The organism is Cecembia calidifontis (genome assembly GCF_004216715.1).
Lineage (GTDB): Bacteria > Bacteroidota > Bacteroidia > Cytophagales > Cyclobacteriaceae > Cecembia_A > Cecembia_A calidifontis.
In genome coordinates, this window is the sequence record NZ_SGXG01000001.1 from 4,428,311 (window position 1) to 4,441,421 (window position 13,111).

Here is a 13,111-nt window from a genome sequence, read left to right on the forward strand (position 1 = left end):
TACTAAATTAAAATATTAAAAAAAGCTGTGCGAATGCACAGCTTTTTTTTTTGCAGAGGAGGAGTGGTCAAGCCGTAAAGAAAATGTATTGTGGACATTTTTAGGTTTGGCCAGAAAGCAGGACCGCTCCCGACAACCCAAAATGAAAAAAGCCAACCTAACACTTAGCATTTGAATGCAGAGGAGGAGAGGACCGAGCGTGAAAAATTGCTCCGGTGGAGCAATTTAGCGAGGGGCCAGGTTGCAGGGCTGCCCCGACGACTCAAACAAAAAAGACTGAGCACTTGCTCAGTCTTTTTTGTGCAGAGGAGGAGGGATTCGAACCCCCGGTACCTCTCGGTACAACGGTTTTCAAGACCGCCGCAATCGACCACTCTGCCACTCCTCTATTCCAAACAAGTGACCTTGTTTTGGATTGCAAATGTAGCCGATAAGTTTGAATTTACAAATCCCAAAGCCCAAATAACTTTCACAAATTATTAATCGTCTGATTATCTGTATTTTTAATTTTAAACGATCAAAAAAACTGAAAATTTTTGAAAACTCCCGCCAATTTCTCTTTGGTTTATCAAACTTACTTCGTTATATTCAAAATATTATTTCCATATTTATTTGATGTTTACATACAGCCTACTGTACTTCCTGCTTTTTTGGATGACGACGGAACCCCAACCGTTAACGGAAGAACCACCCCAAAACCCTACTGAAAATCAAGAAATTAAGGACTCAAAACCCAAACCCAAATTGGCCATCTCCTTTGACGATGGCAATACTGCGGATATGCCCGGTCACACTTTGGATGAGTGGAACAACCTTATCTTAAAGCATTTAGATAAACATGGTGCCAAAGCGGTGTTTTTCGCTACAGGGGGACAACTCAATAGCCCAAAAGGCCGGCAATTACTGGAAAATTGGGTACAATCAGGCCATTATCTTGGCAACCATACCTTTACCCACCCCAGTTTCAACAGCGAAGAAGTAAGCCTGGAGGACTACAAAAGAGATTTCCTTAAAAACAATCCATTCCTTTCCCAATTCGATAATTTCGTGCCGTTTTTCCGCTTCCCTTACCTTAAAGAAGGACAAACCATAGAAAAAAGAGATGGTTTCAGAAGATTTCTTGAAGAAAATGGATTTAGGAATGGCCATGTGACCATTGATGGTTCTGACTGGTACATCAACAGCAGACTTCTCAGCAGGTTGAAGAGAAACCCAAAAGCTGATATATCTGATTTCAGAGATTGGTACGTCAAACACCATATGGAAAGGGCAAATTTCAATGATAGTCTGGCTACGGTCCTTACCGATAGAAAAATCAACCATGTACTTTTATTACACCATAATTTGGCAGCCAGTCTATTTTTAGGGGATTTGCTAGATGCCCTGGCCGCTGAAGGTTGGGAAATCATCGATGCGATGGAGGCCTATGAAGACCCTATTTATCAAAACCAACCCAAAACACTGCCGGCCGGAGGAAATTTCCTCCGTGCTCTTTCAAAAGAAGCCGGGATTTATGGATCTCTTTTTGCCCATGCTCCTGAAAGAGAAGGGTATTTAAAAAACCAGATGGATATTCTAGGGCTATAAAACCGAATGAGGCGTATTTCGGCTTATATATTCCACCAATAAGTAAATTTCAATGCAATGGACCTATCCTTTGCCTGAAAGGGTGCAGGTAAATAATTGTCGGTAAATACGAGGAATATATCCGAAGCAGGCTTGAACCGCTATTGCAACCTGGTATTCATATTGATGTTATCAATCTGCTCATTGTGCTGAAAAAAAGCGGTCAAAAAGAAATTATTGGTCATGGTCAGGTCAAACTTCGGACTTATCAACCAAAACCTGGTCACATTCCAGGGTTGAGTTAAATGGATTTCATTGTATTTGGCATTGAGGGTAAGGCTGAAATAAGGTTGTAACCTATACCCTATCTCTCCCGTCGCATTGTAAATTTTCCCATCAGCAAAATCCCCCCCCATTCTGGTTGAAAAAACATAGGTGAAAATACTTTGGGGCTTGGAAGTGTACTCTGTGCCCCAGGCATACCAACGGTGTTCGGTCCCTTTGGCCAAAGTATCACCAAGAAAATTGGTCGCGTCAAAGGGTGCCAATAACTTGATATAATCACGGGCTCCCCACACAACGAGGTTACTTTGAGTTCTAAACCTTACCCGGTAAGAAAGCCATGTTTCATTATCGGTTTGATTAAGTTCAGTATCAAAAAACATCCGCGAATTGAATTCAGGGCCATGGCTAAGGATTTTTTTACTTTTTGGAAAAAACAAGTATCCAATGGTGGGATGCACCTTACTAAATCCTTTCCTGGGCACAAATCCAACCTCAGCAGTATAATTTTCTGAAACATACTCATGCTGCATGTTCCAATACAAATTCCAACTGGTATACCTTAAGTTGGCGGCATATACCAAACCAGATCCATTTTGCAAGGCATTAAAAGATTTTAACACAAATGCTTTTCCGGTCCAATGGTTATTGGAAGATGCCAAATTGAATTCCATCCCCACATTCCTGTCAAAATCCGAACATCCCGGTTTGTCCAGGTAAGAAGGAGGCCTGAATATTCCCACCTGTCTATTGACAAAAATGGCCCCTATATTGGATCTGGCAAAAACCCTGCGCTGCAAAGAAATGACGGAAAAGTTCTGGGAATCCAATTCCTTCTCCTCCACTTGGGCAGTTTGCATGGTCATGGCTCCTATCTTCCAGTCTTGATTGATTTTACCGCTCAACCGGGCACCTGCCTGGATAGGGGCATCAAGCCCTATCCTTCTTGAAAAAAAGGGCCGGATGGTTTCATAGCCAAAATTGGCAAAAAGATCTCCGTTTTCAAGAAAAAACTGTCTTCTTTCGGGAAAGAACAACTCAAACCGGTCCAGGTTGGTCACTTGCCTGTCCACCTCTACCTGAGAAAAATCCGGATTGATGGTCAAGTCCAGGTTTTGGGCAGACCCCAAGCCGATTTTGGCATCCATTCCATAGTCATAGCGATAAGCAGCAGCACCATTTTCATTTCTCACCTTCCTCATCCCTCCCAATCCATAAGGAATCAGGGAAATATTGGGGGCGGAAGAAGGAGGCGGATTATCCCATACCAAAATGCCCGTATAGGCAAGGGAAGCTGAGGGAAATTGTCTGGGTACTGGTGCCCAACCGGATTTTTCTGTTGTTTTTAGATCCATCCGGCTAAAATTAATGCCCCATTCCTTTATTCCGGCTTTATACCGGATGGACTTAAAAGGTATAGCCGCCTCGAAAATCCATTTATCCTCATAGTTTTTTACTTTGGAAATCCATTTGTTATCCCAGCTTAAATCAACCTTTCCTCCATCATACATGATCCCGTCCCATTGGGCGCCCGCCGCATTGACCCCAAAAGAAAAGCCGTTCATCTGATCTTCAAAAGCATCCATGAAAATCAAAAAAATTATCATTTTTCCCAAAAGAAAAATCCCTCCTCAATGACTCCACCATATAGGGTCCGTCAACCGCATGGTGATTGACGACCAAAATGTACAGGTTTTTGTCGTCATAGGTCATGCCTACATCTGTTTCCACCCGGGAGAAACACGTATCCATAGGGGTAATCATAAAAAAATCGTTCGCCACCTCTGCCTCCTTCCAGGTATGCTCATCCATGACACCATCCACTGCTATTGGATCAAAAGTCCTGAAAATATGCAATCTATAGGAAGCGTTGATTTTTTGTCCGATAGCAAAACTTTGGATCCCGGCGAAAAGGAGAACCAAAGGAAAGATTTTTTTCATCAAATAAGGGGAATTGTGCTTGGGTATTCACAAAAATAAGAGTTGTCCTCCGCGAAATGCACCGGAATTCTACCAATGATCAAATTCAGTTAGGAAAGGGCTTTTTTCAGTGAGTAAAATAAGACTCACGCTACAAGCTAGCATCCCAGCTGAAATACCTGCTTCGATAACATTGCATGGCTGTTTCTGCTAATTTAGAACTTAGCGAATAATTGGCCACCGCTCCAACTCCCGCTCCGATGATGGGTATCAACTGTGCCAATTTGGCAAGATCCATATAATCTCTATATTCCAATTGAAATTCCCTCCAGTTGAACTCCTCTATTCCCCTTGGCAGCTTTTCCACATAATCATCCCAATGCTCAATGATATGAATGGTTTGATTCCGGGTTTCCTGACTTGAAAAGGCAAGTTTAAAAACATAGAGCATAAAAAGCCTTTCCTCGAATTTTTTAACATCATAACCATAAGCTGCCGAGATCTCAAAAAGCATTTTCATTTTGATGCTTAAAAAAGCAGGAAAATCTACAAGCCCTAGCCACAGTCCCCCTGCTCCTGTTATCGCTCCTTCTACTGATGCTGCATTTTTATAGATTTTGATGATATTTTTGACCTTTTCCTCCCTTTGGGAAAGATTGGACGCTGCAAAAGGTTGAGGTGTAATGTATTTTGTGCCGAATAATACCCCCTTGATCATATTCTCAATGGCAAAAGTAATGACCTTATGGACTTTTTCAGGAATCAGGTCATTGATGGCTTTCTGCGTTCCTTTTGTCAATTTATTGACAAGAGAAGGACTTTTCTTGGTTTTATATAACCAAGCCGTCATTTCAGCCAAAGCTATCTCATCGTAATGTTCTGTGTAGGTCAAGGAGTATTTCTCATTTCTTTCTTTAAAGAAACGATTTTAGCTCGAAATTAATCCCTTGAATCATCCAAATTTCTTCAGATAATTTTCTCCTATGTCCCTTATGACCAAAACCATACCATTACCCAAATCCAGATAACCATATTCAAAGTTAAACCAGATCAATTTATCCTTTCCAGGTAAAAAATGATGGGTATGGTATTTGAAATTATAGCCCATTAAAGAAAGCCTGTCTTTTTGAACTTTGACAGATTCTTCACCGTCTCTCAAAACTTTAGATAAAATCCTTCTGTTTCGCATGAGGATATTTTTAATCAAACTCACCTCATCTTCAACATCTTTTCTCCTTCCGTTATTGTAGCCACTCCTACAATTGTCTCCACAAAATCTCTTGTCCGCCCTACCATAAATCGCCGAATTACAGTAAAGGCAATGTCTCTTTAACCTCTGCATGTAAAAATAATTTAAGTTAACGAACAAATTGTACTGAGACTACTAAGTTAGTCAAAAACAGCTTCACTAAAAATACCTAATGTTAGGTATTTTTTCCCCATTTCAAAAGAATAAATCAGTCTTTCATTGTTTTTTCTCCCTAAAATTTCCCATTACTATTTTTTAAGGAAATCCCGAAGGACATAATGCAATATCCCTCCATTTTTGTAATATTCAATCTCTATCAGGGAGTCCAATCTGCACAAAACCTCAAATTCAATATCCTTCTTTGCTTCTATGTTAGCTTTTATTTTCAGCCTTTTCATAGCTGATAATCCATCGCTTATACCCAATATGCTAAAAGTTTCTTTACCAGTTAAACCCAATCTGTCCGCACTATCTCCCGGAAGGAATTGTAAAGGAAGTATTCCCATCCCAACCAGGTTACTCCTATGTATCCTTTCGTAGCTTTCTGCAAGAACAGCTTTCACTCCTAAAAGATTGGCTCCTTTTGCTGCCCAATCTCTTGAGGATCCACTCCCGTATTCTTTGCCTGCCAATACAATCAAAGGGGTATTTTCTCCCCGGTATTTTTGGGAAGCTTCAAAAACAGTCATCTCCTCACCTGATGGGATATGTAAAGTAAATCCCCCCTCTCTGCTTACCAAGTGGTTTTTGATCCTGACATTGGCAAAAGTACCACGTACCATTACCTCATCATTACCCCTTCGGGAGCCATAGGAATTGAAATCTTTCTTTTCTACTCCCCTTTGAATCAGGTACTGCCCAGCGGGGGAATTTTCAGAAAAAGACCCTGCGGGAGAAATGTGATCTGTGGTTATGGAATCACCAAGTTTGAGCAGTACTTTGGCATCCACAATATCCCTCGGTTCTTCAACAACCTCTGAAATACCCTTGAAAAACGGTGCTTCTTTGATATAAGTACTATCCTCAGACCATTGGAAGACCATATCATTGGGAACCTGCAATTGTTGCCAGATTTCATTTCCTTCAAATATTTCCCCATAATTCTTTTCAAAATCAGCCGGTGAAAGCACCTTGGACATTACTTCATAAATTTCCTCATTGGAAGGCCATATATCCCTGAGATAGACTGGCTCAAGATTTGGATCATAACCAATTGGTTCATGCTGCAAATCCACATCCACTCTTCCCACCAAGGCATAGGCTACTACCAACATGGGCGACATCAGGTAATTCATTTTGACCTGTGGATGCACCCTGGCTTCAAAATTCCTGTTGCCTGACAAAACAGCACTAACAACAAGGTCGTATTCCTCAACGGCTTTTGCGATATGCTTGGGGAGAGGCCCGGAATTTCCAATACAAGAAGTACAACCATAACCTACCACATGAAACCTCAACGCCTCCAAATCATCCATTAAATTGGCTTTTTTAAGGTAATCACTGACCACTTTAGAGCCAGGAGCCAATGAGGTCTTTACCCAAGGCTTAACATCCAAACCCCTCTCCCTGGCTTTTTTGGCCACCAAACCCGCACCCAACATCACCGAAGGATTAGAAGTATTGGTACAAGAAGTGATGGCCGCTATTACAATAGATCCATCATGAAGGACAAATTCCTCATTGTGCACCCTCACAGCCACGGTTTTTAATCCTTTATTAGCTTTAGCCTCAACCTCTATATCTACCAAAGCACCAGTCCTACTTTCTGAAGGCTGACTTCCCCCCTCTCCATACCACCTGCCTACATCCCTTTTATCTATTGGAATGTAAGTTCTACCATGAACTTTTTCCAAGATTTCCCCAAACTTCTGCTTGAACTCCCGTACCAAGATTTTATCCTGAGGCCGCTTTGGACCGGAAACAGTCGGCTCTACTGATGAAAGATCCAATTCCACAATGGAACTGTATTTTATTTTTTCTTCTCCTTCCCTCCACAGCATATTTGACTTACAATAATCTTCCACCAATTGGATTTGATCCTTTGGCCTATTGGTTTTTGCCATATAATCCAATGTCCTGTCATCTATTGGAAAATAAGTTACCGTACAGCCGAATTCAGGTGACATATTGGAAATAGTGGCCCGATCGGGGACTGTAAGAGTTTCCAATCCTGAGCCAAAAACCTCAACAAACTTTCCTACCACACCGTGTTTTCTCAATAATTCTGTAATGGTCAAAACCATATCAGTGGCGGTGGTACCAGGAGGAAGCTTGCCGGTCAGTTTCAGGCCCACTACCTCTGGCATGATAAAATAAATGGGCTGCCCCAGAATTGCTGCTTCTGCCTCAATGCCTCCCACGCCCCAGGCGACAACCCCTATCCCATTGACCATTGGTGTGTGGGAATCTGTGCCTACCAAAGTGTCAGGAAAAACCTTTCCATCCCTTGCAATGACCCCCTGTGCCAAATATTCCAGATTGACCTGATGACAAATGCCCATACCGGGAGGCACTACTGAAAAATTATCAAAAGCCTTTTGGGCCCATTTCAAAAACTGATAGCGCTCACCATTTCTTTTATACTCTACTTCTACATTTTTTTGATAGGAATAGTTGGTCCCAAAATAGTCCACCTGAACCGAGTGATCAATCACCAAATCCACGGGAATCAAAGGATTGATTTTTTCAGGATCTTTTCCCTTTCGTACCGCTTCTGCTCTCAGAGAGGCAATATCGACGACAGCCGGCACCCCTGTAAAATCCTGCATCAGCACCCTGGCCGGTTTGAAGGGAATGTCCTTATCAGATGGCTCAGGAGACCATTTGGCCAAAGTTTCAATATGATCCCTGGTAATTCCAAAATCATCAAAATTCCTCAGTGCATTTTCCAAAAGTACGCGAATGGAAAAAGGAAGGGCATCAATTTGAAATCCTGCTTCCTTCAATACTGCCAAACTCCAGTATTGAAAATTTCCTTTTTCGGTTTTAAGGGACTTTAGGGCTTTAAAAGGGTCTTGTGACATGGCATTTATCTGTTTTGCGTGAGAATTATCAAAAATACAAGCACCCTAAATTTAGCCAATTAAACTGACAACACCAGAAAATCTAAACGGTGTGTTTCAGATAATCCAAAAAAATAGGCCAAATTCCTTCAGAAATTTGGCCTATTCCATTCAATTTTATTATCCAACATCAATTGCCCTCTTTGGCTTTATTCATTCTCCTGAAGCCTCTTCTAAATGGCCAGGTATATTCCAACGCTTCTAGCCCCCTGTTAAGGTTCATGGTGGAACTATCCGCATAAATCAAGGTATGCTTCAATCTTGCCGCAAATTCTTCATCATTCAGCACCATCCCCAGAGCATTGTTTTTATCATTGAATTTTTCGCTGACCTCATTCAAGCTCTGTGTTAGGATTTTGGCATTGTCCACCGTGGCCTGAAGCCCTTGAGCTGATGACTGTAAGTTTTTATACAGTTCCTTATCATTCATCAGGTCATGAACCAAATTACCCTCTTTGTTTAAATTGGCTGAAAATTTATTCAACTCCACCAACATCCTGTTGCTATTGACTGAAGCCCTCTCCAGATTACTCAAGATGCTTTTAAAATTTCCGGCCAGAACACTATCAGTCATTACAGCTCCTACAATCCCTTCTCCTTGCGCAATTTTACTTGTCAGGACTTTGAGGTTTTCAGTAATGGTGACCAGGTTTTTATTATTCTCCTGAAGGGTTTCCATCATCTTATCGGTATCCAAAGGCATCTCGGACATCAGCCTATCCCCATTTTCTACAGGAGGCGCCTGGGTAGTCCCTCCATAGATGACAATGATTTTATTGCCTATGAGACCATCTGAACTGATCGTAGCTTTGGAATCCTTTCTGATGTACTCTCTCACCTTCTCCTCCACATTCATCACGATTTCCACCTGGGAATCCCCAAAAAAATTGATTCTCCTGACCGTTCCGATTTTCACTCCGGAAAACCAAACATTGTTGCCGGTCTGCATACCCGCTACATCATCAAAAACAGCAGTCAGCTGAATACTTCTTACAAATTTTTTCTGTTGCCCCCCCAAGGTAAGCACCCCTGCCACAAAGATGATAATCCCAATCAGGACGAAGATGCCCACAATGACGGATTTTTTATTATCGTTTCTCATTATTTGATGAAATTATAGTCATAGAATGATTTAATGTTAGGATCTGTGGCATTTTCAAATACCTCCTCAAATGATCCCACGGCTTTAAATTGTCCCTCAACCAGAACAGCCATCCTGTCTCCCGTTACTTTGGCACAGGTTAGGTCATGCGTAATGACGATAGAGGAAGTTTTATATTCTTCCCTTACCTGATTGATCAGGTTGTTGATATCAATACAGGTGATGGGGTCAAGTCCCGCTGTAGGCTCATCATAAAACATGATTTCAGGATTCAGGATCAGCGTCCTTGCCACACCAATCCGCTTTTTTTGTCCACCGGAAAGCTCTGAAGGCATCTGATTGATGGTCTGGGGAAGGCCCACTGAATCAAGGAGATGCTCTACTTTGTAATCAATTTCTTTCCTGGTAAGATTTTTTATATTTCTTGTCAGTGGAAATTCAAGATTTTCCCTGACGGTCATACTGTCATAAAGGGCAGAGGCCTGAAAAGCAAACCCTATTTTCAACCTCAATTGGTTCAGTTCCCTCAAACTTAACTTTGAAAGGTCCTTACCAAGAATATTGATATATCCTTCATCCTGTTTCAAAAGCTGCACCAGGATTTTGATCAAAACTGATTTCCCACTGCCCGACTTTCCAAGTACGACAAGGTTTTCTCCCTTATAAAGATCAAGATCCACTCCCCGCAAAACGTCATTCTCACCGAAGGATTTGTATAATTTTCTGATTTCTATTACCGTCTCCCTCATAATTAAGCATATCGTATGGCATTGACTATTTGCAGTGCCAAAAGTTCTTCAATAAATATCAGGAACATGGACATTACAACTGAAGAGTTAGCCGCTTGTCCTACCCCTTCAGTGCCTTTTGTAGAGTTATACCCTTTATAACAACCCACAATTCCAATGGTAAACCCAAATACCAAAGACTTGATCACAGAGGAGAAAATATCCAAAAATGAAATGGATTCAAACACCTGAACAAAAAAGGTAGAAAGAGAAACCAGCTCGTTTTGGTTGACATTGATAAAAGAACCCATCAAAGCCACAAAATCCGTGTACATAACCAATACCGGTATCATGAATGTAGTGGCCAGGGTTCTGGTGATCACAAGATATTTGAATGGATTGATTGCAGATACTTCCATCGCGTCTATTTGCTCAGTCACCTTCATGGAGCCCAATTCAGCACCTATACTCGAACCTACTTTTCCCGCGGCAATAAGCGCTGTCACAAGTGGGCCTAATGCCCTGACTACTGCAATAGATATCAAAGCCGGCAACCAAGAAGTGGCACCAAACTCAGCCAGAGAGGGCCTGGATTGGTTGGTAAATACAATACCTATGATAAATCCTGTCAGGGAAATCAAGGGCAATGAACGGTAGCCTATTTCATAACACTGCCTTAGAATTTCTTTGAACTCATAGGGAGGGAACCAAACCTCCTGAAAAAATCGCTTAACAAAGGCAAAAGCATCTGCCAGACCCCTGAAAAAATTATCCAACTTCTTGCTTATGACCGGTCGATTGTCTTCCATAAACTCTAAATTCAATTCTTTTGAAACGCTAAATTAGGCAAAACAATTGAGCTTATGGAACAATCCCCAAAATCTCAGCCATAATTTCATTCTTAAGAGGCTTGATCAAAAAACCGGAAACCATGGAATAATTGAGGCTCATCTCAATGTCAACGGGGTCCATGGAGGAGGTAAGCATTTTAACTTCAATGGTCCTTTCTTTTTGCCTCAATAAGTCTAAAAACTCCCAACCTGTCATCTCAGGCATATTGACATCCAAGATTAAAAGATCCGCTTCATTACCCTCCAACCACTCTAAAGCTTTGTAGGGATTCTCAAAAAAGAACAGCTCTATTTCCGGTTTCAACCGCTGCAGATTCTTCCGGTTGATCATATGTTGGATGGTATCGTCGTCTACAAAAATTATTCTATTAACCATTCTGCTCATCACCTTTAACTACAACTTGTGATAAATGTTTTAATTCAATTTGCCTGGTCTACTACAAGTAAACTAATCGATCAGGAAAAAGTGATTAAAGGTACGAATTAAATGACATTATCATAAACAAGGGATCAAATTTTAAGCCATTTTGGCTTTTTAGACAAATCTAATTTTTTTAGCCGAAACAAATTAAGTCTTGGCTAATTCGATATTAAACTACAAATTATCAGTCAATTAAAACAAAATACTTCAATAGAAAATTTAACATTCTTAAGGTTTGACTTAAATCCAAGAAATGGTTGGCAATAAAAAATCCGGCTGAGCATTCAGCCGGATCCCTATGCATCAAAATCTGGTTTTCCGAAATCGGAAATCCTACTTCACATTTACTTCTTCTCCCCTCCTTTTCCTTTGTTACTTTCAGAAGAACTGGAACTATCTGTACCTGCTATGGACGATCTCATGTCTGTATCAGACTTGATATTTTCCATGCGGTAATAATCCATCACACCCAAATTACCGCTTCTGAAAGCTTCCGCTATCGCTTTGGGAACTTCCGCTTCCGCTTCAATTACTTTAGCACGCATTTCTACCGTCTTGGCCTTCATTTCCTGCTCTAGGGCCACTGCCATTGCTCTCCTCTCTTCAGCCTTCGCTTCTGCAACTTTCAAATCGGCTGAGGCCTGATCAATCTGGAGTTTGGCACCGATATTGGTTCCCACATCAATATCTGCAATATCAATGGAAAGGATTTCAAAAGCAGTACCTGCATCCAATCCCCTTTCCAAAACTAATTTGGAAATTTTATCCGGGTTCTCCAGCACACTTTTGTGGTTTTGGGCCGAGCCAATGGAAGTTACAATTCCTTCCCCTACCCTTGCCAGAATCGTATCTTCACCTGCACCCCCTACAAGCTGTGCAATATTTGCTCGTACGGTAACCCTGGCTTTGGCAATCAGCTGGATTCCGTCAGCTGCAACTGCAGCCACATTCGGCGTATTGATCACTTTAGGATTAACAGAAATCTGAACCGCCTCAAATACATCCCTACCTGCAAGATCTATTGCTGTGGCCTGTTTGAAACTTAGGTTGATATTGGCTTTATCTGCTGAAATCAGGGCCCTGATCACATTCGGTACATTACCCCCTGCCAGGTAATGGGTCTCCAACTCGTTGGTTGTCAACTGAAGGCCTGCCTTGGTAGCAGTAATCAATGAATTGACAATGACACTAGGCGGTACTTTTCGGATACGCATCCCTATCAACTCCCCTATACTCACCCTCACATTGGCAAATATGGCCGTAATCCACAGATTAACGGGAACAAAATAGAGAAAGATAAAGAGTAAAATCAGCCCTGCAAAGGCTGCGAATAAAATGAACGCTGAATCTGTAATTTCCATAAGTTATGCTTTAATGATGATTTTATTGTTTTCCAATTTATGAATGTAAATCTTGGTACCTGCCCGGATCAATCCTGAATCTGATTTTACTTCATAGATTTTGTCCCCGATTTCTGCTTTGCCTATAGGTTTGATATCTGAAATGGCTGTCCCTTCCATGCCCAATTCCAGTCCCTGAAGCCTATCATCAAATGCATGGCTGTTTATGGTGTCCTTCAGCGCAAATTTGCTCCAAACACCCGATCTAAATCCATAAATGATGGCAGAAAAATTGACCACAACTGCCAACAAAAGGATGATCCATGCTGTCTGTGCATCAAATTTGAGGAATGCATAATATATTCCCCCAGCCGTGAAAAAGACACCAATAAGGCCCACAAGGGTAGTTCCCGGAACGAACAGGATTTCTGTAAGGACCAAAAGAAGCCCCACGATCAACAAGGAAAGAAGAATGAACCAAGTCATTAATTTTTTTTCCTGAAATTAACCTTTTTTAAATATTCCTGAAACCAAAACCTTTTTTATTCGCTTCGCAAAATCGATCCGGTGAAGAATCCCGATCTAGAAGC

Annotated in this window: 10 protein-coding genes, 1 tRNA gene and 1 pseudogene; 1 reads left to right on the forward strand and 11 read right to left on the reverse strand. The window is 41.4% G+C overall.

Going from position 1 to position 13,111, the window contains the following annotated elements; genetic code table 11:
- Positions 1-303: 303 nt before the first annotated feature.
- Positions 304-388, reverse strand: a tRNA-Ser gene (locus BC751_RS19120).
- Between the two features lie 227 nt (positions 389-615).
- Between BC751_RS19120 and BC751_RS19125 the strand changes: the two genes are divergently transcribed.
- A complete protein-coding gene (locus BC751_RS19125) occupies positions 616-1,587 on the forward strand; it encodes a polysaccharide deacetylase family protein (protein ID WP_242617542.1) in 972 nt (323 codons plus the stop codon).
- 23 nt (positions 1,588-1,610) lie between these two features.
- Here the strand turns inward: BC751_RS19125 and BC751_RS19130 are convergent.
- The 10 genes and pseudogenes from BC751_RS19130 to BC751_RS19175 all read right to left on the reverse strand — a co-directional run bounded on the left by BC751_RS19130 (position 1,611) and on the right by BC751_RS19175 (position 13,007).
- Positions 1,611-3,789 (reverse strand): annotated as a pseudogene (locus tag BC751_RS19130) (DUF5916 domain-containing protein).
- 130 nt (positions 3,790-3,919) lie between these two features.
- Positions 3,920-4,618, reverse strand: a complete 699-nt coding sequence (locus BC751_RS19135; protein WP_130277647.1) for an EcsC family protein — start codon at positions 4,616-4,618, stop codon at positions 3,920-3,922.
- Between the two features lie 102 nt (positions 4,619-4,720).
- Positions 4,721-5,110, reverse strand: coding sequence for a DUF2116 family Zn-ribbon domain-containing protein (locus BC751_RS19140; protein WP_130277020.1), 390 nt, complete (start codon positions 5,108-5,110; stop codon positions 4,721-4,723).
- A gap of 155 nt (positions 5,111-5,265) precedes the next feature.
- Positions 5,266-8,040: an aconitate hydratase AcnA gene (gene acnA, locus BC751_RS19145; protein WP_130277021.1), complete on the reverse strand. Its 2,775-nt coding sequence runs from the start codon at positions 8,038-8,040 to the stop codon at positions 5,266-5,268.
- 169 nt (positions 8,041-8,209) lie between these two features.
- The gene (locus BC751_RS19150) at positions 8,210-9,181 is read right to left on the reverse strand and encodes an MlaD family protein (RefSeq protein ID WP_130277022.1); all 972 of its coding nucleotides are present in this window, start codon (positions 9,179-9,181) and stop codon (positions 8,210-8,212) included.
- The gene (locus BC751_RS19155) at positions 9,181-9,930 is read right to left on the reverse strand and encodes an ABC transporter ATP-binding protein (RefSeq protein WP_130277023.1); all 750 of its coding nucleotides are present in this window, start codon (positions 9,928-9,930) and stop codon (positions 9,181-9,183) included. The genes BC751_RS19150 and BC751_RS19155 overlap by 1 nt, the downstream gene beginning before the upstream one ends.
- 2 nt (positions 9,931-9,932) lie before the next feature.
- Complete coding sequence (locus BC751_RS19160) at positions 9,933-10,718, reverse strand: MlaE family ABC transporter permease (protein ID WP_130277024.1); 786 nt, start codon at positions 10,716-10,718, stop codon at positions 9,933-9,935.
- Positions 10,719-10,770: 52 nt separating this feature from the next.
- Positions 10,771-11,136: a response regulator gene (locus BC751_RS19165; protein ID WP_242617543.1), complete on the reverse strand. Its 366-nt coding sequence runs from the start codon at positions 11,134-11,136 to the stop codon at positions 10,771-10,773.
- A gap of 389 nt (positions 11,137-11,525) precedes the next feature.
- Entirely contained in the window at positions 11,526-12,542 is a 1,017-nt protein-coding gene (floA, locus tag BC751_RS19170) for a flotillin-like protein FloA (RefSeq protein ID WP_130277026.1), read from the reverse strand.
- A gap of 3 nt (positions 12,543-12,545) precedes the next feature.
- Entirely contained in the window at positions 12,546-13,007 is a 462-nt protein-coding gene (locus tag BC751_RS19175; protein WP_130277027.1) for an NfeD family protein, read from the reverse strand.
- Between the last annotated feature and the right edge of the window lie 104 nt (positions 13,008-13,111).